The following is a 19,999-nucleotide window of genomic DNA, read 5'->3' as shown; positions in this document are numbered from 1 at the left end:
AGGTCCTGTGCCGCCGCGACCACCATGGGGTGGTCGGGGTCCCGGCTCGAGTTCGCCGCCTCGTAGTGGCGCTCGAGGGCTGCGATGAGTTGCTCCAGGGCAGCGCGCGCGTCGCTCATGTCTCGACCGTAGTGGACGGGGTGTCCGGTGCAAACCAGATTGGGGCCTCAGAGCCCGGCACCGGTCTCGGTCAGCCCTGGCCCTTGACAACCTGGGACGCCGGGGGCGCCTTGATGTCGAGCGGCTCGCCGTACTTGTCCATCCGCATGTCGGCCTTGACGCCCGCGAGGTCGAAGGCCACCTTGCGCATCCGGTCCTTCGAGTCCAGCCACACGTCGTAGTCGATCGTCTTGGGCAGCGAGGCCGCATCCCCGGTCTGGACCTTGGTGGTGTCGAGCTTCACGGCGTACTTCTGCAGCTGCTCCCCGTCGACCGTCTCGGCGCCGACGTAGCGCACGTCGGTCAGTGCCTTCTCGAACTCGTCGAACATCCGCGTGGGGTCCGCCCCGGAGGCCGACTCGAGCATGCTCTTGGCCACCGGGCTGTTCTTGTCGAACTGGGCCCACTTGCCCTCGGCGGCGGCACCTGGGATGCCCTTCACGTAGACCTTGCCCCCGAGGACGATGAGGTCGATGTCCATGCCGCCCATGGACATTGTCATCTTCATGGCGGGGTCCTTCGCGTCGACCTTGGTGACGCCCTCCATGGAGACCTTCTGCCCCTGCCCCTCGAGCTGCATCGACACGTGGGCGCTCGAGACGTTGGACATGCCGGCCTTCATCGCCGAGACGAAGGAAGCCTTGTCCGTGTGCTTGCCGCCGGCAGCCGCACCGTCGGTCGTCTCCACCGTGGTCGGAGCGGGGCTCTGGGCGGTCTGCTCGGACGTGGAGGTCGAGCTCGAGGCCGGGGAGGTCGCCGGCGCGTCACTCTTGCCGCAGGCGCCGACGAGCAGGACGGCGGGCACCGCGAGGCAGACGGCGGCGCGGTGGAGACGGGTGGTCATGGTCGTGAGCCCTCCTTGGATGACCGGTGTCGGCGAGACGCCGGGTCGCCCCCGGCCCGGAGGCGACGCGGCAACCTTATGCGTCGAGGTCGATGAGGGCCAGCACGGTGTCACAATGTCGGTGATGAGCGGGCTGACCGAGTACGAGTACCGGGTCCTCACCTTCGACCGGCACACCTCGAAGGCGGAGGCGCGTCAGGCGGTACGGGAGCACGCCGAGTACGGTCGGTGGGAGCTGTCCCGCTCGGTGATCTACGTGGGCGGCATCCGGCGGATGTGGCTGCGGCGCAAGATCATGCGCGTCCAGCGCACCTGAGGCGCGCCACCGGGGACGCTCCGGCCGCCTCAGCAGTTCTGCAGGAAGTCCGCCAGCACCCGCGTGCCGAGCCGGAGCCCCTCGACGGGGACCCGCTCGTCGATGCCGTGGAACATCCCGACGAAGTCGAGGTCACCGGGCAGGCGCAGCGGCGCGAAGCCGTAGCCGGTGATCCCGAGCCGGCTCAGGGCCTTGTTGTCGGTGCCACCGGACAGGCAGTACGGCAGCACGGCCGCATCGGGGTCGGCGCGGAGCAGCGCCTGCTTCATCGACTCGACGAGGTCACCGTCCCACGGGGCCTCGAGCGCGACGTCGAGGTGGACCGTCTCGACCTCGACGAACTCGCCGGCCAGCTCCCGCACCGTGTCGAGCAGCTCGTCCTGGTGCCCGGGCAGGAACCGGCAGTCGATCGCCGCGGTCGCCGTCTGCGGGATGACGTTGTGCTTGTAGCCGGCCTCGAGCATGGTCGCGTTGATCGTGTTGCGCAGGGTGCCTTGCACGAAACCCCGAGCACCGCCCAGGGTCGCGAGCAAGGCGGACGGCTCGTCAGCGCCATACGGGACGCCGGTCAGCTCGCTCACCCCGTCGAGGAGGCCGCGGACCGACGCGACGTACTCACGCGGCCATTCGTGGGCCGCGATCCGGGCGATCGCCTCCGCGAGCCGGACGACGGCGTTCGCGTCGTTCGGGACCGAGCCGTGCCCCGCCCGCCCGTGGGCGCGCAGCCGCAGCCACGCGAGGCCCTTCTCCGCCGTCTGCAGCAGATAGGCGCGCCGCGGCCCGGTCGGGGTGGGCAGGGTGACGCTGAAGCCGCCGACCTCGCTGATCGCCTCGGCCACGCCGTCGAAGACCTCTGGGTGCTTGTCGACGAGCCAGTGGCTCCCGTGGACCCCGCCGGCCTCCTCGTCGGCGAAGAAGACGACAGTCGTGTCGCGGGCCGGCCTCGTCCCGGTCCGCGCGAGGTGGCGGATGGTCGCCAGCATCATGGCGTCCATGTCCTTCATGTCGACCGCTCCCCGGCCCCAGATGCAGCCATCGCGCTGTTCCGCGGCGAAGGGGTCCACCTGCCAGTCCGCGGCGTTCGCGGGGACGACGTCGAGGTGGCCGTGCACGGCGAGGCCGGGCCGGCTCGGGTCGGCCCCCTCCAGCCGGAGCACGACCGTCGAGCGGCCCGGCTCGCTCTCGAAGAGCTCGGCCTCGAGGCCCACCTCGGCCAGTTCGGTGAGGACGTACTCGGCCGCCGCGCGCTCCCCCGGGCCGCTCCCGTCGCCGTAGTTGGACGAGTCGATCCGGATGAGGTCGGAGCAGATCCGGACGACTTCGTCCTCGGGTGCGAGGGTGGCCTGGGCGTCGGGTGGCGTCATGTCGGACAGGGTATGCCGCCTGTCGGAGGCCCGCTCGGCGGTCCGTCTCGCCTCGGTTCGTGATCTGACGAGGGGTCGTGCTAACGTTTCACCTCGCCGCAGGGAGCTCCCCACGAGAGCCCTGCACATCACCTTGTCGGGGTGGCGGAATGGCAGACGCGCTAGCTTGAGGTGCTAGTGCCCTTAACGGGCGTGGGGGTTCAAGTCCCCCCCTCGACACCACTGTTCGGGCGGAGGCCCCCATCGGGGGCCTTCGCCCGACGCGTTTGTCCGGTGAGAACCGCCCCGCCCCGCTCCGGCCGGGTGGTCCACGGTGCAGTGGCACGAGCTGCCCGACCGGGTCGCCGCAAGGGCCGCCGTGCTGGACGTCCGCACTCCGACGGAGTACGCCTCGGGACACATTCCCGGCGCGGTGAACATCGAGCTGGACACCCTGCGCCACCGGCTCGACGACCTGCTGGAGGGGCCGAGTTGAAATCGGTGACCAACCGGATCAAGCGCGCCCGCGGGCAGCTCGACGGAGTGGTCCGGATGCTGGAGGAGGGACGGGACTGCGAAGACGTCGTCACCCAGTTGCCCGCCGTCTCTGTGCGCTGGACCGCGCCGGCTTCGCGATCGTCGCGACCGGCCCGCAGCACTGCCTGGCCGACGGCGGCGATGCTGGCTATGCGGATGTGAAGAAGATGGAGAAGCTGTTTCTCTCGCTGGCGTGAGGCTCGCCCGGTCAGGTAGACGCGCCTGCGGTCGAACCACGGCTCGGCTGCCGGGCGCCATACGAGCAGGGCTCTCCGTCCGTGAAGTCGGTGCCCGAGAACGTGTTCAGCGCGGCCGTCTCGAAAGCCGCCCTGGGCCTGGTCCTTCGTGCACGCGAACCCGCCGCTCAGTAGTCGACGTCCTTCAGGGGGACCGTGAGCGGGGCCAGGCGCTCCTGCCAGCTCGCATCCTGCAGGATGGTTGCGACGTCCGCCTTGAACCGGTCGACGCCTTCGGCGAGGGCGAGCAGCATGACGTGCAGGGACGGCACCGGGTTGGTCCACTTCAGTAGCGGCCCCGAGGCAAGCGCGCCCCGCATCAGCGTCACGTGCCGGAACCCGACCCGCTCGCCGAGCCAGGTTCCGCCCTGCACCATCCAGACGCCGCAGGCGCCGAACAGTTCGCAGGCGTCGGTGATCGCGGAGTCGCTGAGCCCGGTGGGGTCAAGGTGAACCCGGAGCCGGTATCCGCCCTGCTCCTGAAGGGAGGCCAGCCGCTGCACCGCCGCGACGAAGCTGGCCCGACGGTCCTGGCCGAGCCGCTCGAGATTGGCGATCACGCCCGCTCGATCGCGTACTGGCAGCCGGCGCGCAGCGCCTGCAAGGTCGATGCCCGGAAGATGCAGCCGGTGCTCCAGCGATCGAGCGATCTCAGCAAGCGTCACGCCACGCCGACCACGGGCGTCAAGCTGGGGCTTGTTCCCATGGTCAGCCGTGCTCATGATCCACCTCCCCTTCCATGCCCGATAGGTCACCCGCTGCCAGTGGCTGTGCGGCACCTTGCTGGCCCGCAAGACCCGGCACAACGGGCACAAGACCGATGTCAAAGGGGGCAAACCATCCTATTTCTACCCTGATAGCTCCGTTTGCCGGCACTGATACTCCAGCCTCACGCCCGGCCCAGATGTCGAGTCCGGAGCGAGCGTCACTTTCGTCATCGCGGCAGGTAGCCTCCGCAAAGAACGAGCGCCGGCCGCGTCTCGGCCAGGCGAACGAGGCGAGATCTCCCGCATGCTCCCGCGCGTGGGGGGCAATAGTGCCTCGCGGGCGAAGCCTCCGACTCCAACAGCGCGGGTCGAGGGGCGGGCCGCGCCCCGACTCCCGTCGGGACGCGGACTGTTCGCTGGCGCCGGTCCGGCTGAGGGGCCGAGTCGCCTCGGGCGCGGCAACCTGGCGCTTGTCGGTCCACGATGCCGCCTCTAATTTTGTCCCCATGGAGGAGAATCAGCCCGACGGCGATTCCGAGTTGCAGCGTCAGATCGACGACCTGCGGGCGCGGGTCGACCGCAACCGGGCCGACATCGACGCGCTCGAGTCCCGCGCCGACGATGCCCACCAGCGGGCAGACGCGAGTGATGGCCGCGCCGACGAGGCCCACCAGCGGGCGGACGCGAGTGATGCCCGCGCAGATGAGGCGAACCGCCGTGCGGACGCCAGTGAGAACCGGTCCGCCGACGACCGCCTTAAGATCGCCGACCTCGAGGCCCGACTCGACATCAACGAGAAGATCCTCTCCGAACTGCAAATAGAGGGGCTGATCGACCGCGATCACGCCGTGCACCTGCAGGAGGCGCTGCGCACCTCGCGAATGATCGGGGCCGCGATCGGCATCGTCATGGCAAGCCGAAAGGTCAGCGAGGTCGAAGCGTTCGCCATCATCAGCCGGGCCAGTCAGAACACCAACCGCAAGGTCCGTGTCCTGGCGGACGAAGTTGTGAACACTGGTGACGTCAGTGGCTTGCCTACCGCCGGGGATGGGCACGGGCCGGGCGGCCCGTCCTGAGTAGGACTGGCTGCGACGCAGCTGGTCGGTTCGCCGGCCCAATCAGCGTGCGCCCTCTCGAACGCTCTCCTGGTTCCGCTGTGCGGCAAACCGAGGCTCACGGCTCCGACGGCGCGCCGTCCACCGCCCCGTCAACGCCCTGTTGCAGCTGAACAGTCGTGGCGACATCGCCGAACCACCCGAGGTATGACTGAAGCCTTCGAGAAGGGGCTGCCGATTGCACATCGGTTGGTAGAACACTGCCGAGGCATGATCGACATTTGGGCGCCTTGACTCTTCGGGCTGCAGAAGCACAGCCGCCCCTTTTCCCGCTCATTCCGCGCCGCGTGAAGTGTCCGATGTGCGAGCCGCATCCTCTGTTTCGCTATACAGCTGCGGCCGCGATGGCGGCATGTGCCCGCCGCTCGCCGTCCCGAGGCCGCTGAAGCCGCTCCAGCTCGATGAAGCCTGACTCGGCCAGTCGGCGCGCGATCTCGTCCGCGGGCCACCGATGTGCGGTGATGACTTTGTGCTCGAATGGCTCGCAGCGCGGCCCTTCGAAGAAGCCCACGACCAGGACCCCTCCAGGCGCCATGATTCGTCGGATCTCGGCTAGCGCATGGTTCAACTGGTTGGGTTCGAAATGGATGAGCGAGTACCAAGCCAGCGCGCCAGCCACTGAGCCGTCCGCACGTGCCGGGCGGGCTATCGAGCCGAGTTCGAATTTGGCGGTCGGGTGAGCTTGGCGGGCGTGGGCAATGAACTCAGGCACCATGTCAATCCCCGTGACATCCGTGTCCCTGGAGCGCAGGTAGCCCGTCAGGTGCCCTGGACCGCAGCCGAGGTCGAGGACAGGACCGGTCACATGCCCGAGGTGCTGGTCGATCAATCGCAGGTCGTCAGGGTGCTCATGCTGCCCGGAGCCGAAGAGGTCGATGTACACGTGAGAGAGCGAGGAGTACGCCTGCTGAACATCGCTCGTCTTCATCGGGCCGATCTTAGGAGGATGCGCGACCCGCAACCGCAGCCGAAGACAGCGTGTCAACCGGCACGCGCGACGACCCCATCTGCCCCCCGGCGGGCGACCGCCTCATCGTGCCGCGAGCCGGTCGAGCGGACACCGGTCTTGGGACGCGACTCGTCCATGAGCACCGCGCACTCTTGAACGCCATACCCCCGGGACCCAGAGACAGCAGCCACCCTCGCGCTGAAGCACGTCAAGGTCAACCGGGAAATCGCCCTCCGGCTCCTCTTCACAGACGCGGTCCAGGTTGACGGCGTTCCCCGCTTCTACGTGGTCTTCATGAGCACCCGCGTCCGGTCATTCCCGGACGTGCAACGGGAAGCCCCGTGCTCACCTCGCACGAGGATCCGACGCGTTACGCCGACAACGACCCCTTCGTGCGTGCTGGGCTCATCGAGAACTGGCACATCCGCGAGTGGGCGAACATCTTCGGCTGACCCTCCGCTCGACAGCGCGGGAAACCGCGGGAACAGCGGCCTACGCTGAGCCGGGTGACCTTCCTCCGCGCCCTCGTGTCGCTGATGCGGCTGCGCGGTTTTCGCCGGCTCTTCGCCTCCCGGGTCACCTCCCAGGGCAGCGACGGGATCTTCCAGGTCGCCCTCGCCAGACACGTCATCTTCAACCCTGAGCAGGCCGCGAACCCGAGCGCGATCGCCGCGGCCTTCGCCGTCGTCCTGCTGCCGTACAGCGCCCTCGGCCCGTTCGTCGGGGTGCTGCTCGACCGCTGGCCGCGGCGCAGAACCCTCGTCATCAGCCAGCTGCTCCGGGCGTGCTGCATGGCGGTGGTCGCGGCCTTCGTGACCGGCGCGAGCCTCAGCCCGGTCTTCTTCCTCCTCGTCCTGATCGTCTTCTCCCTCAACCGCTTCGTGCTCGCCGGCTTCTCCGCCGCGCTCCCCCACGTCGTGCGCCGTGAGGAGCTCGTCGAGGCCAACTCCATCGCCCCGACTCTCGGCTCGCTCGCGTACGCGGCCGGTGGCGCGGTCGGAGCTGGCATGCACGCGATGGGCTCGGACGTCGTCGTGGTCCTCGTCGCTGCGGCCAGCACCCTGACCGCCTCGTGGGTCGTCTCGCGGCTGCCGTTCATCGGCCCGACGCACGAGGCGGCCGGGCCGCGGCTGGGGCAGATCGTCGTGTCCGTGGTGCGCGGCTTCGTCGAGATGGTCCGGACGCTGCCGGTGCGCGGCTGGCTCGTCCTCGCCCTCGTGTTCCTCACGCGGCTGCCCTTCGGGATCGTCCTGCTCCAGGCATTGCTCCTGTCCCGCGGCCCGCTCGCGCACGGCGGGACCGGGTTCCTCCGCTTCGGGCTCGCGGCCGGTGCCTCCGCCCTCGGCTTCGCCCTCGCCGCCTTCGTGACGCCCTGGCTCGCGGGTCGCTGGTCGCCGGTCCCGTATGCCGCAGCCTCGCTCGCGGTCGCCGGCGCCGCCGCGCTCGGGCTCGGCTGGTGGCTCACCCTCTGGAGCACCGCAGCGCTCTCGGCCCTCGTCTCCTTCGGCTCGCAGTCCGTCAAGATCTGCTGCGACACACTCATGCAGCAGCACGTGCCGGACTCCCTTCTGGGCCGGGCGTTCTCCGCCTACGACCTGGTCTACAACGGCGGCCTCGTGTCCGCCGTGGCGATCGGTGCGGCGCTGCTCCCGCAGAGCGGGCTGCTCGCATGGCCGGTCACCATCACCGGCGCCGTCTACGTCGTCCTCGCGACCCGGCTCCAGCCCGCGTGGCGCGCCGCGGACCGGGCCGACGCCCGTCGTGCGGCCTGAGCAGGCGAACGCCGTGGCACGGGCACCTCTGACACACCACTAGGCTCCGGTGTCATGGCATCACCGGCGTTGCCCGTGTCCCTCGACGACGTCCTCTCGGCCCAGCGGCTGCTGGAGGGCGTGGTCCGTCCCACCCCACTCGAGTACAGCCGTGGCCTCAGCGAACGGATCGGCGCCGAGACCCACCTCAAGTGCGAGAACCTCCAGCGCGCCGGGTCGTTCAAGATCCGCGGTGCCTACAACCGGATGGCGCGCCTCAGCGAGGAGGAGAAGGCCCGTGGGGTCGTGTGCGCGAGCGCCGGCAACCACGCCCAGGGCGTCGCGCTGGCCGCCCAGCTGCTCGGGCTCAAGGCGACCGTCTTCATGCCCCTCGGCGCTCCGCTGCCGAAGCTGCTGGCGACCCGCGGCTACGGCGCCGACGTCGAGCAGTTCGGCACGACGATCGACGAGTGCCTGGTGCAGGCGAAGAAGTTCGAGGACCGGACCGGTGCCGTCCTCATCCACCCCTTCGACCACCCCGACATCGTCGCGGGCGCCGGCACGTGCGGGCTCGAGATCCTCGAGCAGTGCCCGGATGTCCGGACGATCATCGTCGGGACCGGCGGCGGCGGCCTGCTCGCCGGCATCACGACCGCGGTCAAGGCCCGCAAGCCGGACGTGACCGTCATCGGGGTGCAGGCCGAGAAGGCCGCGGCCTATCCCCCGTCCCTCGCCCAGGGGCGCCCGGTGCCACTGGCCGAGATGGCGACGATGGCGGACGGGATCGCCGTCGGGTGCCCGGGCGAGGTGCCCTACTCGATCGTCAGGGCGCTCGTCGACGAGATCCGCACCGTCAGCGAGGAGGAGCTCTCCCGCGCCGTCCTCTACCTGCTCGAGCGGGCCAAGCTCGTCGTCGAGCCCGCCGGTGCGGCTGCCGCGGCGGCGCTCCTCGACGCGGGCCGCGGTGCCGTGGAGGGTCCGGTCGTCGCCGTCCTGTCCGGGGGCAACATCGACCCGCTGCTGCTGCTGCGCATCATCCGGCACGGCCTGTCGGCCGGCGGACGCTACCTGCAGTTCAGGGTGCGCGTACCTGACCGCCCGGGCTCGCTCGCCTCGCTGCTCGACCACCTCGCGCGGGCCGAGGCGAACGTCCTCGAGATCGAACACGTGCGCACCGCCGTGCCGCTGGGCATCGACGAGGTGGAGATCGGCGTGCGGGTCGAGACGAAGGGCGCCGACCACGCCGCCACAGTGATCGCCGACCTGCAGGCGAACGGCTTCCATCCGATGGTCGACTGAGACTGTGCTCCCCGAGATCAGCGCGACCCGCTACGTCACGCCCCTCAAGGAGGGCGGGTCACTGCCCGGCATCGTCGAGGCGAGCGACTGCGGCACCTACGTGCTGAAGTTCCGCGGGGCGGGGCAGGGCCTCAAAGTGCTCGTCGCCGAGGTCATCGTGGCCGGGCTGGCCCGGCTCATCGACGTGCCGGTCCCGGACCTCGCCGTCGTCGACCTCGACGAGCGCATTGCCAAGTACGAGGCGGACGAGGAGGTGCAGGACCTGCTCACCGCCTCCGTCGGGACGAACCTGGGCGTCGACTTCCTGCCGGGAGCCCTCGGCTACGACGGGGCCCGGCCGCCCTCGGCCGACCTCGCCGAGCGGATCATCTGGCTCGATGCCCTGACCGCCAACGTGGACCGCACCTGGTCCAACCCCAACCTGCTCGTCTGGCACCGCCAGACGTACGCCATCGACCACGGCGCGGCCCTCTACTTCCACCACTCGTGGCCGGGCAAGCGCCCCGACCCGGATCGCTTCGCGGCCCAGCCCTTCGACGCCAGCCGTCACGTGCTGCGCGACGTGGCCGGCGACGTGGCCGCGCGACAGGACGAGCTGTCGGCGCGGCTCACTCCCGAGGCCGTGACCGAAGTCGTCGCAGACGTCCCGGACGAGTGGCTCGAGCCGACGCCCTGGCTGCCGGACGCACCTGCCGCCCGAGCGGCATACGTGGCGATGCTCACCGCACGCGTGGGCAGGCCGGACGCCTGGCTGCCGGCGGGAGGCGAGCGGTGAACGCCTACCAGTACGTCGTCCTGCGCCTCGTCCCGCGCGTCGACCGGGAGGAGTTCCTCAACGTCGGCGTCGTCGTCTACAGCCAGGACGCCGACTTCCTTGATGCCGCCTGGGAGATCGACGAGGACCGTGCCCGCTGCTTCGCGCCCGGCTGCGACCTCGACGGTGCCCGCGCCGCGCTCGACCGGGTCCAGGCGCTGTGCCGGGGCGAGAGCGGCCGCGGGTTGCCCAGCATCGACAAACCGGGCCAACGCTTCGGCTGGATCATCGCCCCCCGGTCCACCATGGTCCAGCCGGGCCCCGTCCACGGCGGGCTGACCGAGGATCCTCGGCAGGAGATCGAGCGGCTCCTCGACGCCTACGTCCGTCCCTGACCTCACTGACGCACCCGGCTCTCGGCCCAGTTCAGCGTCATACGATCTACAGGAGGCAGGTGGAGGTGGGCCATGGGCGATGACAACGAGCCTCCCACCGGTCAGGACCGACTGACGGGTGAGCAGTTCGCCATGCTCTTCACGTTTCGCCGGGCGATGCTGCAGTTCATGAAGTGGAGCGAGCAGCGAGTCCGCAAGGCGGGGCTCACCCCGCAGCAGTACCTCCTGCTGCTCGCCGTCCGCGCGCGCGTCGGCGACGCGCCGCCCAGCGTCGGTGACGTCGCCTCGGAGCTGCTGATCCGGCCCAACAGCGCCATCGAGCTCGTCAACCGCGCCGAGTCCTTGGGCCTCGTCGCCCGACGACGCGACCCGCACGACCAGCGCGTCGTCCGCGTCCTCCTCACGGACAAGGCGAACGAGCTGCTCGACGGGCTCGCCACGGCCCACCTCGCCGAGCTCGAGCGGGCGGCCGAGACCCTCAGCATCTCGGAGGAGTTCCTCGCCACGCTCTCGGCCAAGTTCCTCGGCACCGATACCCGAACTGTCCCGTGATCTGAACGGCCCGACGGGTATACCCTCGAATTGGATCGCATCCCGATGTAATGGCCATGACCCTCCACGGTGCCGTGACCGGAGCGAAGGCACGATGTCCATTCTGGAGACAATTCGAAGCCCGGAAGACCTCGAGGACCTCGGCCCCGAGGGCTTGGCGTGCCTGGCACAGGAGATCCGCCAGGTCCTGGTCGACTCGGTCTGCGCGAACGGCGGCCACCTCGGTCCGAACCTCGGCGTCGTCGAGCTCACGATCGCACTGCACCGCGTCTTCGACTCCCCGAGGACGCCCATCGTCTTCGACACCGGTCACCAGGCCTATGTCCACAAGCTGCTGACCGGGCGCCTCGCCGGGTTCTCCTCCCTCCGCAAGGCCGGGGGCCTGTCCGGCTACCCGAAACGCCACGAGTCGGAGCACGATCTCGTCGAGAACTCGCACGCGTCGACGGCACTGGCCTACGCCGACGGACTCAGCCGGGCCCTGACGAGCCGAGGCTCGAACGAGCCGGTCGTCGCCGTGGTCGGTGACGGGGCAATGACGGGCGGTCTCGCCTGGGAGGGGCTCAACAACGTCGGCGCGTCGGGCCGGCGCATCATCGTCGTGCTCAACGACAACGAACGCTCCTACGCCCCGACAGTCGGCGGACTCCCCCGGCACCTCGGCCGCCTCGCGGACCGGGCCGGCTATCCGGGAGTCGTGACCCGGCTCGGGGACGGAGCCGCGGCCACCCCACCGACAGGCGCGCCGGACGAGTCAGCACGCGGGGTGAGCCTCTTCGAGTCGATGGGACTCGCCTACATCGGGCCGGTCGACGGACACGACATCGCCGCCGTCGAGAGCGCCCTCCGCCGAGCCCGCCAGCAGGCGCACCCGGTCGTGGTGCACGTCCGCACCGAGAAGGGGCACGGCTACGTCCCTGCCGTCCGCGACGAGGCGGACCACCTGCACTCAGTCGGGGTCATCGAGGCCCTCACAGGTGCTCCGAGCCGCCCGCCCGCGCGCACGTGGACCGACGTCTTCGGCGACGCGCTCGTCGGGGTCGCCGAGCGGCGCCCCGACGTCGTGGCGGTGAGCGCCGCCATGATCGGTCCGACGGGGCTGCAGGCCCTCGCCGCCCGGCACCCCGAGCGCTGCATCGACGTGGGCATCGCCGAGCAGCAGGCCCTCGTCAGCGCGAGCGGCATGGCCATGGGCGGCCTGCACCCGGTCGTCGCCATCTACTCCACCTTCATGCACCGGGCCTTCGACCAGACGCTGCTCGACGCGGGCCTGCACCACCTGCCCGTGACCCTCGTCCTGGACCGTGCCGGGATCACCGGACCGGACGGTCCCAGTCATCACGGGCTCTGGGACCTCACCCTGCTCGCGGCCGTCCCGGGGATGCGGGTCGCCGCGCCGCGTGACCCCTCCACGCTCGTCGACGAGCTGGACGAGGCGGTCGGCCACCAGGGGCCGACGGCCCTGCGCTTCCCCAAGGCCACCGCTGCCGGAGCCTTGCCCGCCCTCGACCGGGTCGCCGGCATGGACGTGCTCCGCCGCCCGCCCAACCCGCACGTCCTGCTCCTCCCGGTCGGCGCCCTCGCCGGCGCGACGGTCGAGGCGGCCGAGCGGCTCCTCCCAGAGGGGATCCGCTGCGCCGTCGTCGACCCGCGCTGGGTGCTGCCCGTCAACCCTGCCCTGCCGGACCTCGCCGCCGAGCACGACCTCGTGGTGACCGTCGAGGACGGCGTGCGCGCCTCCGGAGTGGGAGCGCACGTCGCTCGCCTCCTCGCCGACGCCGGAGTGGACACCCCGGTCCACGCGCTGGGGCTGCCCACGCAGTTCATCGCCCACGGCGACCGGACTGCGATCCTGCGCGAGCACGGCCTCGACGGGGCCGGCATCGCGCACGCCGTCGCGACCCAGCTGTCCGGACGGACCGGGGTGAGCGGCATACGCGACCGTGCCGAGCACGACGACCGCCTCCGGAGACTCGCCTGAGGGCCGCCATGGGTCCCTCCACCCGCTCCGCGGAGGCCGGCGAGAACTTCCCCGTCGCGCTCCGGGTCCTGCCTACCCGGGTCCGGGCCGAGCTCCACGCAACGTACCGGTACGCGCGGTACGTCGACGACCTCGGCGACGAGTTCGCCGGCGACCGGGTCGCGGCCCTCGAGCAGGTCGCCGACCAGGTGCGCCGGCTCTACGCGGGCCGGCCGGTGACGGACCCGGTCGTCGCCGGGCTGGCCGACCTCACGACCCGGGCGGGCGTGCCGGCCGACTGCCTGCTGCGCCTCGTCGAGGCGAACCTGCGCGACCAGGACCGGACCCGGTGCCCGAGCTTCGGCGAGCTCGTCGACCACTGCCGGCTGTCGGCGAACCCGGTCGGCGAGATCGTCCTCGCCATCTTCGGCGTGGCGACCCCGGACCGCGTTGAGCTGTCCGACCGCGTCTGCACGGCCCTGCAGCTGCTCGAGCACTGGCAGGACATCGGCGAGGACCACGCCCGCGGGCGCATCTACCTCCCGAAGGAGGATCTCGACCGCTTCGGCGTCACCGAGGTGGACCTCGCGGCCACCCGGGCCGGGACCGCGCTGCGCCGGCTCGTGGCGTTCGAAACCGAACGGGCCGCGGCATGGCTGGGGGCGGGGGCGCCGCTGGTCTCGACGCTGCACGGCTGGGCCAGGGTCGCCGTCTCGGGCTACATCGCGGGGGGCCGAGCCGCCGCCGACCGGATCCGGCGGGCGGGCTACGACACCCTGTCCGGCGAGGTGAAGCCGACCCGGTCGGACATCGCCGCCGCCTGGGTGCACGGCGTCGTGAGGCGGACGGGATGAACGTCGCGGCGGCCTACGAGCGGTGTGAGCAGATCACCCGGACGGAGGCACGCAACTTCTCCTACGGCATCCGGCTCCTCGCGCCGCTGCAGCGACAGGCCCTCTCCGCCGTCTACGCGACCGCCCGCCGGATCGACGACATCGGCGACGGCGACGGGTCGACGGCCGACCGGGTGGAGGCCCTGGAGGCGGTCCGGAGCCGCCTCGAGGCCCTCGAGGGCCGACGGTCACGGCCTCGGATCGGTCCCAACGGCTCGACCTCGCCGGCCCCCACGATTCATAGGAGACCGGTTGTCACGTCGCTCGTCGATGGCCCGGGTCAGCCCGACGACGAGGACCTCGTGCTTGTCGCGCTCGCCGACGCGGCCGCGCGGCTGCCGATCCCGCTCGACGCCTTCGACGACCTCATCGACGGCTGCGAGGCAGACGCGGTGGGATGCCGCTACGAGACCTTTGACGACGTCGTCGACTACTGCCGCCACGTCGCCGGGTCCGTCGGCCGTCTCTCCGTCGGTGTCTACAACCCGCCCCTGCTCGCCGATGCGGAGCCGCTGGCCGACGACCTCGGGGTCGCGCTCCAGCTGACGAACATCCTCCGGGACCTGCGCGAGGACCGCCTGATGGGCCGCGTCTACCTCCCGCAGGAGGATCTCGACCGCTTCGGGTGCACCCTCGACCTCGGACCGGACGGCACGATCGCCGACCCGCCGCGCCACTTCGACGCGCTCGTCAGGTTCGAGGCGCGTCGCGCCGAGGCGTGGTACGTCCGCGGCCTCACCCTCCTGCCCCTCCTCGATCGACGCAGCGCCGTCTGCACCGCGGCCATGGCCGGCATCTACCGGCGGCTCCTCCGCCGGATCGCCGCGGAGCCCAGTGTCGTTCGGAGCCAGCGACTGTCGCTGTCGACCTCCGCGAAGGTCTCCGTCGCCGTCCACGCGATCGTCCGGGGTGCCGCATGAGCGAGCGACCGATCATCGTCGTCGGCGGTGGCCTCGCCGGAGTCACCGCCGCCATGGACCTTGCCGGGGCGGGTCGCCAGGTCCTGCTGCTCGAGGCGCGCCCGCGCCTCGGCGGCAGGGCCGCCTCCGGCCGCCGGGACGGGCGACCCGTCGACACGGGCGTCCACGTGATCCTCCGCTGCTACGAGCAGTACCGGTCGCTGCTCGGGCGGCTGGGCGTGGCCCGTCTCGTGCCGGTGCAGGACCGCCTCGACATCACCGTTCTGCTCCCCCACGGGGCCGCTCACCTGACCCGGGCGCGCCGCGGGCCGCCACCCCTGCACCTCCTGCCCGGCCTGCTCCGGTACGGAGCGCTGCCGCTGCCGGCACGGCTCTCGGCCGTCCGGGCCGCGGGCGCGCTGCGGCACGTCGACCCCGACGGCGGCGACAGCGACCTGCAGTCCTTCGGGCAGTGGCTGGTGGGGCAGGGCCAGGCCGGATCGTCGATGGACCGGCTCTGGGGTCTCGTCACGACGGCCGCCCTCAACCTCCCACCCGACGAGGCCTCCCTCGCGCTGGCCGCCCGGGTCTTCCGGACCGGCCTCCTCGACCAGGTCGACGCCGGCGACCTCGGGATCCCCGCAGTCCCGCTGGACGCGCTCCACGCGGAGCCCGCACGGCACGCCCTCCTCGAGGCCGGCGCCCGGATCCGGCTCGGCTGCAAGGCCCTGCGGATCGCGCGCGAGCCGTCCGGCCTCGTCGTCGAGGTGCGCGACCGCGCACACCCCATAGCCCGGCTGCGAGCCCAGGCGGTCGTCCTCGCGGTCCCGCACGACCAGGCCGCGAGCCTAGTCCCCGACGGGGCGGCCGACGCCCCAGCGCGGTGGCGCCTCCTCGGCCACTCCGCCATCGTCAACGTGCACCTCGTCCTCGACCGCCCCGTGCTGCCCGTGCCGTTCGCCGCACTCCCGGACAGCGCGATCCAGTGGGTCTTCGACCGCACCGAGGCGAGCGGACGGGACGGTGGCGGCCAGTACCTCGTGTCCTCCGTGTCCGCCGCGGACAACGCCGTCCACACCCGCGCCGAGGACCTCGTCGGGCTGCACCTGGCCGAGCTGCGCCGCCACCTGCCGGCGGCGAGCCGCGCCGAGGTTGTCGACGCCTTCGTCACGCGGGAACCACAGGCGACCTTCCGGCAACGACCCGGCACCGCGGCGGTACGACCGGGACCGGCCACGCGCTGGCCCGACCTCGCCCTCGCCGGCGCGTGGACCGTGCCCGGCTGGCCGGACACCCTCGAGGCCGCCGTCCGCAGCGGCCGGGCCGCGGCCGCCCACCTGCTCGCCGCGTCCCAGTCCCCCGCCGTGGCCGGGCCGCCGCGCGACCTCGCGGGCCCACCGGCCCCCCGACCCCAGATGGAGGTGACCTCATGACGAGCGTCCTCACCGACAACCTGAGCCTTGCCCGAGCCACCACCCACGACGCCCTGCGGTCCTCCATCGAGCGGCTCGACCCGGAGACTCGGCACGTCTGCGGCTACCACCTCGGCTTCTGGGACCGTGACGCCACGCCGACCCGGCTGCCGGGCAAGGGGATCCGCCCCGAGCTGGTCCTCCTCACCACGGGCGCGGCCGGCCGTGACCCGCTCACCGTCATCCCGGCCGCGGTGGCCGTCGAGCTGGTCCACAACTTCTCCCTCGTCCACGACGACGTCATGGACGGCGACGAACGGCGACGCCACCGGCCGACCGTCTGGGCCACCTTCGGGCTGTCGGCCGCGATCCTCGCCGGCGACGCAATGCTCGCCCTCGCCGGTGAGGTCCTCGCCGAGGCACCTTCCCCCACCGTCGGATTCGCGGTCCAGGCCCTCGCGGCCACGACCCGGCGCCTCATCGCGGGACAGGCCGCCGACCTCGCCTTCGAGTCCCGCGAGGACGTCACCCCCGAGGAGTGCCTCCGTATGGAGGCCGACAAGACCGGCGCGCTGCTCGCGTGTTCCTGCTCGATCGGGCCGATGCTCGCCGACGCACCGGCACGCTACGCGGCCGCGCTCGCCGAGTTCGGAGAACGGGTCGGCCTCGCCTTCCAGCTCGACGATGACCTGCTCGGCATCTGGGGCGCCCCCGAACGCACCGGCAAGCCGGTCCTGTCCGACCTTCGCTCCCGGAAGAAGACGGCGCCCGTCGTCGCCGCGCTCGCCTCCGACACGACGGCCGGTGCCGCCCTCCGGGCGCTCTACCGGCGGGAGGCCTCTCTCGACGAGGACGAGCTCGCAAAGGCGGCCACCCTCGTCGAGGAGGCCGGGGGGCGCCGCTGGGCCGAACACCGGGCCGCTGCCGAGCTCGACATCGCGCTCGGCGTCCTCGCCGACGTCTTCCCGGACGCCCGCCGGGCGGCGCCCCTGTCCGCCATGGCGACCCGGCTCGCCGGCAGGGACCACTGAGGCGGCCGCCCATGACGATGCAAGCCGACCGGGACGCGACAACGGAGCTGTGGGAGCCGACGCCCGCTGCGCTCGCCCTCGACCGCGCCGTGGCCCGGCTGCGCGCCCTGCAGCACGCCGACGGCTGGTGGAAGGGTGAGCTCGAGACGAACGTCACGATCGACGCCGAGGACCTCCTGATGCGCCAGTTCCTCGGCATCCGGACCGCGCGCGAGACCGAGTGGACCGCCCGGTGGATCCGCACGAAGCAGCGGCCGGACGGCTCGTGGGCGACGTTCCACGAGGGCCCGCCGGACCTCTCGACCACCGTCGAGGCCTACCTCGCGCTCCGCCTCGCCGGGGACAGTCCCGCCGCACCGCACCTCGTGCGGGCGCGCGCCGTGATCCTCGCCCTCGGCGGAGTCGAACGGACCCGGGTCTTCACCCACCTCTGGCTCGCCCTCTTCGGCCTCTGGCCCTGGGACGAGCTCCCCGTCGTCCCGGTCGAGCAGATCCTCCTGCCCACGTGGCTCCCGCTGTCCGTCCACGACTTCGCATGCTGGGCGCGGCAGACGATCGTCCCGATCGCGGTGCTCATGGCGCTGCGGCCGCAGTCCGACCTCGGCTTCGAGATCGCCGAGCTGTATGGCGGCGGGCCGGCCCAGCAGGGAGGGGCACCTCCCGACGCGGCGAGCCCAGCGGCATACCCGCTCGTGACCCGGGCTGGTCGGCGGGCGCTGCTCGGTGGCGGCCTCGACAAGGTCCTGCACATCCTCGAGCGGCACCACCCCCGGCGGCTGCGGGAGCACGCGCTGCGGCGGGCGGAGGGGTGGATCGTCGAGCGCCAGGAGGCCGACGGCTCGTGGGGCGGCATCCAGCCGCCGTGGGTCTACTCGCTCATGGCGCTGCACGCCCTCGGGCGACCGGTCGACGAGCCGGTCATGCGGCTCGGCCTCGCAGGGTGGCAGCGGTTCACCGTGGAGGAGCCGGGGCCGGACGGGCCGGTGCGGCGGATGGAGGCCTGCCAGTCACCGGTCTGGGACACGGCGCTCGCGCTCGTCGCGCTCGGCGACGCGGGGGTCGGCAGCGACGACCCGATGGTCGCGCGGGCCGTCGACTGGATCGTCGGCGAGGAGATCGGTGCGCGCGGTGACTGGAGGGTGCGCCGACCCGGCCTCGCGCCCGGGGGCTGGGCCTTCGAGTTCGACAACGACTTCTATCCCGACGTCGACGACACAGCCGAGGTGGTCCTCGGGCTGGAGCGCGTCGGCGCGGGCGGCACCGCCGCGGCCGAGCGTGGGGTGAACTGGGTCGTCGGCATGCAGTGCCGAGACGGCGGTTGGGCCGCCTTCGATGCCGAGAACACCAGCACGCTGCCGCTGGCCCTGCCCTTCTGCGACTTCGGCGCCGTGACGGACCCGCCCAGCGCAGATGTCACCGCGCACGTCGTCGAGATGCTCGCGCTGACCGGACGCGGGCAGACGTCGGCTGCCCGCGCCGGGCTCGCGTGGCTGCTGCGCGAACAGGAGCCGGACGGGTCCTGGTTCGGCCGCTGGGGAGCCAACCACGTCTACGGCACGGGGGCCGCGCTCCCCGCCCTGGTCGCGGTCGGTGTCCATCCCGCGGAGACCCCCGTGCGGCGCGGCGTCGCCTGGCTCGAGGAGGTCCAGAACCCGGACGGCGGCTGGGGCGAGGACCTGCGCTCCTACCGGGAGCCGTCGGCCCGGGGCCGGGGCACCTCCACGGCATCACAGACCGCCTGGGCCCTGCTCGGCCTCCTCGCCGCCGGCGAGGCCGGGTCGCCTGCCGTACGGCGTGGGATCGAGTGGTTGGTGGAGCACCAGGAGGACGACGGCGGGTGGGACGAGCCGGAGTACACGGGCACCGGTTTCCCCGGCGACTTCTACATCAACTACCACCTCTACCGCCTCGTGTTCCCCGTCAGCGCCCTGGCCCGCTACGTCCGGAGCGCGCCATGAGCACCCTGCTCGTCTGCACGCCCTCCGCCAGGGAGGCGGCTGCGCTGCGCCGGGCTCCGCTCGTTCCCCAGGTGGCGCGAACCGGTGTCGGGCCGAAGTCTGCCGCGCGTGCGGCGGCCAGCCCACGGGTGCGGCACGCCGACGCCGTCGCGGTCGTGGGGATCGGGGCCGGGGTGGCTCCCGACCTCGTGCCCGGTGACGTCGTCGTCGCGACGGAGGTGCGCCCCCCGCACGGCGCCGCCCTGCCGTGCCCGAGCGCGCCGCTGCTCGCCCGCGCGCTGCGCCAGCATGGCCTGCCGGTCCAGGCCGGCCCCATCGCGAGCGTCTCCCATGTCGTGACGAACCGCGAGCGCAGGTCCCTCGCGGCCGACGGCGTGCTCGCCGCCGACATGGAGTCGGTGTGGCTCCTCCGACCGGCCCGAGGGGCGGCGCGGGCCGTCATCCGTGTCGTGGCCGATCCAGCGGGCGAGCCGCTCCTGCGGCCGGCGACCCTGCGCCGCGTCCGGACGGCGCTGCGGGCCATTCCGGAGCTCGCGGGCCCGCTCACGGCCTGGGGCGACGCCATCGGCCCCCGTCGGGTCCTGCTCGCCGCGCCGCGCTCGTTCTGCGCAGGCGTGGTGCGGGCCATCGAGGTGGTCGACCGGGCACTGGACCAGCGCGGGGCACCGGTCTACGTGCGGCGGCAGATCGTCCACAACAGCCACGTGGTGCGCCGCCTCGAGGCGCGGGGCGCGATCTTCGTCGACGAGCTCGGCGAGGTCCCGCAAGGCGCGACGGTGGTGTTCTCGGCCCACGGCGTCGCACCGGAGGTCCGGGCCGAGGCCCGACGCCGAGGGCTGGACGTCATCGACGCGACGTGCCCGCTCGTGGCGAAGGTGCACGCGGAGGC

At 72.1% G+C, this 19,999-nt stretch carries 18 protein-coding genes, 1 tRNA gene and 3 pseudogenes; 18 read left to right on the top strand and 4 right to left on the bottom strand.

Going from position 1 to position 19,999, the window contains the following annotated elements; genetic code table 11:
* Positions 1-190 precede the first annotated feature (190 nt).
* Positions 191-1,003, bottom strand: coding sequence for an LppX_LprAFG lipoprotein (locus ACTHJJ_RS12705; RefSeq protein WP_440303301.1), 813 nt, complete (start codon positions 1,001-1,003; stop codon positions 191-193).
* A gap of 124 nt (positions 1,004-1,127) precedes the next feature.
* Between ACTHJJ_RS12705 and ACTHJJ_RS12700 the strand changes: the two genes are divergently transcribed.
* The gene (locus ACTHJJ_RS12700) at positions 1,128-1,319 is read left to right on the top strand and encodes a DUF5703 family protein (protein WP_440303300.1); all 192 of its coding nucleotides are present in this window, start codon (positions 1,128-1,130) and stop codon (positions 1,317-1,319) included.
* 29 nt (positions 1,320-1,348) lie between these two features.
* Here the strand turns inward: ACTHJJ_RS12700 and ACTHJJ_RS12695 are convergent, their stop codons facing one another.
* Positions 1,349-2,683, bottom strand: coding sequence for a M20/M25/M40 family metallo-hydrolase (locus ACTHJJ_RS12695; RefSeq protein WP_440303299.1), 1,335 nt, complete (start codon positions 2,681-2,683; stop codon positions 1,349-1,351).
* A 135-nt stretch (positions 2,684-2,818) separates the two neighbouring features.
* Between ACTHJJ_RS12695 and ACTHJJ_RS12690 the strand changes: the two genes are divergently transcribed.
* From ACTHJJ_RS12690 to ACTHJJ_RS12680, 3 genes and pseudogenes are all read left to right on the top strand, one after another.
* A tRNA-Leu gene (locus tag ACTHJJ_RS12690) sits at positions 2,819-2,905 on the top strand.
* 91 nt (positions 2,906-2,996) lie between these two features.
* Positions 2,997-3,158, top strand: coding sequence for a rhodanese-like domain-containing protein (locus ACTHJJ_RS12685; protein ID WP_440303298.1), 162 nt, complete (start codon positions 2,997-2,999; stop codon positions 3,156-3,158).
* A pseudogene (locus tag ACTHJJ_RS12680) lies at positions 3,155-3,396 on the top strand (metal-sensitive transcriptional regulator). Before ACTHJJ_RS12685 ends, ACTHJJ_RS12680 begins: the two are co-directional and overlap by 4 nt.
* A gap of 167 nt (positions 3,397-3,563) precedes the next feature.
* On the opposite strand, the gene ACTHJJ_RS12675 reads toward ACTHJJ_RS12680, so the two are convergent.
* The gene (locus ACTHJJ_RS12675; protein ID WP_440303297.1) at positions 3,564-3,995 is read right to left on the bottom strand and encodes a hypothetical protein; all 432 of its coding nucleotides are present in this window, start codon (positions 3,993-3,995) and stop codon (positions 3,564-3,566) included.
* A gap of 653 nt (positions 3,996-4,648) precedes the next feature.
* Here ACTHJJ_RS12675 and ACTHJJ_RS12670 point away from each other — a divergent pair.
* Positions 4,649-5,218, top strand: a complete 570-nt coding sequence (locus ACTHJJ_RS12670; RefSeq protein ID WP_440303296.1) for an ANTAR domain-containing protein — start codon at positions 4,649-4,651, stop codon at positions 5,216-5,218.
* A 364-nt stretch (positions 5,219-5,582) separates the two neighbouring features.
* On the opposite strand, the gene ACTHJJ_RS12665 is transcribed toward ACTHJJ_RS12670, so the two are convergent.
* A complete protein-coding gene (locus ACTHJJ_RS12665; RefSeq protein ID WP_440303295.1) occupies positions 5,583-6,185 on the bottom strand; it encodes a class I SAM-dependent methyltransferase in 603 nt (200 codons plus the stop codon).
* A 527-nt stretch (positions 6,186-6,712) separates the two neighbouring features.
* On the opposite strand from ACTHJJ_RS12665, the gene ACTHJJ_RS12660 reads away from it, so the two are divergent.
* The 13 genes and pseudogenes from ACTHJJ_RS12660 to ACTHJJ_RS12600 form a co-directional block, all read left to right on the top strand.
* Positions 6,713-7,978, top strand: a complete 1,266-nt coding sequence (locus tag ACTHJJ_RS12660) for an MFS transporter (protein WP_440303294.1) — start codon at positions 6,713-6,715, stop codon at positions 7,976-7,978.
* Between the two features lie 54 nt (positions 7,979-8,032).
* Positions 8,033-9,256: a threonine ammonia-lyase gene (gene ilvA, locus ACTHJJ_RS12655; protein ID WP_440303293.1), complete on the top strand. Its 1,224-nt coding sequence runs from the start codon at positions 8,033-8,035 to the stop codon at positions 9,254-9,256.
* A gap of 4 nt (positions 9,257-9,260) precedes the next feature.
* The gene (locus ACTHJJ_RS12650) at positions 9,261-10,031 is read left to right on the top strand and encodes a HipA family kinase (protein ID WP_440303292.1); all 771 of its coding nucleotides are present in this window, start codon (positions 9,261-9,263) and stop codon (positions 10,029-10,031) included.
* The gene (locus ACTHJJ_RS12645) at positions 10,028-10,405 is read left to right on the top strand and encodes a DUF3037 domain-containing protein (RefSeq protein WP_440303291.1); all 378 of its coding nucleotides are present in this window, start codon (positions 10,028-10,030) and stop codon (positions 10,403-10,405) included. Before ACTHJJ_RS12650 ends, ACTHJJ_RS12645 begins: the two co-directional genes overlap by 4 nt.
* Before the next feature lie 72 nt (positions 10,406-10,477).
* Positions 10,478-10,957: a MarR family winged helix-turn-helix transcriptional regulator gene (locus tag ACTHJJ_RS12640; protein WP_440303290.1), complete on the top strand. Its 480-nt coding sequence runs from the start codon at positions 10,478-10,480 to the stop codon at positions 10,955-10,957.
* A 94-nt stretch (positions 10,958-11,051) separates the two neighbouring features.
* On the top strand, positions 11,052-12,938 hold the full coding sequence (gene dxs / locus ACTHJJ_RS12635; protein ID WP_440303289.1) for a 1-deoxy-D-xylulose-5-phosphate synthase: 1,887 nt from the start codon (positions 11,052-11,054) through the stop codon (positions 12,936-12,938).
* Between the two features lie 8 nt (positions 12,939-12,946).
* Positions 12,947-13,771 (top strand): squalene synthase HpnC, encoded by an 825-nt coding sequence (gene hpnC, locus ACTHJJ_RS12630; RefSeq protein ID WP_440303288.1) that lies wholly within the window; start codon positions 12,947-12,949, stop codon positions 13,769-13,771.
* Positions 13,768-14,730: a phytoene/squalene synthase family protein gene (locus ACTHJJ_RS12625; protein WP_440303287.1), complete on the top strand. Its 963-nt coding sequence runs from the start codon at positions 13,768-13,770 to the stop codon at positions 14,728-14,730. Before hpnC ends, ACTHJJ_RS12625 begins: the two co-directional genes overlap by 4 nt.
* Positions 14,727-16,142 carry a hydroxysqualene dehydroxylase HpnE gene (hpnE, locus tag ACTHJJ_RS12620; protein ID WP_440303286.1) on the top strand — a complete coding sequence of 472 codons (1,416 nt, stop codon included), beginning with the start codon at positions 14,727-14,729 and terminating at the stop codon, positions 16,140-16,142. Before ACTHJJ_RS12625 ends, hpnE begins: the two co-directional genes overlap by 4 nt.
* The gene (locus ACTHJJ_RS12615) at positions 16,139-17,152 is read left to right on the top strand and encodes a polyprenyl synthetase family protein (protein ID WP_440303285.1); all 1,014 of its coding nucleotides are present in this window, start codon (positions 16,139-16,141) and stop codon (positions 17,150-17,152) included. The genes hpnE and ACTHJJ_RS12615 overlap by 4 nt, the downstream gene beginning before the upstream one ends.
* Before the next feature lie 11 nt (positions 17,153-17,163).
* Positions 17,164-19,110, top strand: a complete 1,947-nt coding sequence (shc, locus tag ACTHJJ_RS12610) for a squalene--hopene cyclase (RefSeq protein WP_440303284.1) — start codon at positions 17,164-17,166, stop codon at positions 19,108-19,110.
* Positions 19,107-19,529 (top strand): annotated as a pseudogene (locus tag ACTHJJ_RS12605) (phosphorylase family protein); the annotation flags it as partial. The gene shc and the pseudogene ACTHJJ_RS12605, both read left to right, overlap by 4 nt.
* Before the next feature lie 102 nt (positions 19,530-19,631).
* Positions 19,632-19,999: pseudogene (locus ACTHJJ_RS12600) on the top strand (4-hydroxy-3-methylbut-2-enyl diphosphate reductase); the annotation flags it as partial.

It is taken from the genome of Intrasporangium sp. (assembly GCF_051961875.1).
In the GTDB taxonomy this organism is placed as follows: Bacteria; Actinomycetota; Actinomycetes; order Actinomycetales; family Dermatophilaceae; genus Intrasporangium_A.
Note: the sequence above shows the minus strand (reverse complement) of the source record. Positions and strands in the feature narration are given on the sequence as shown.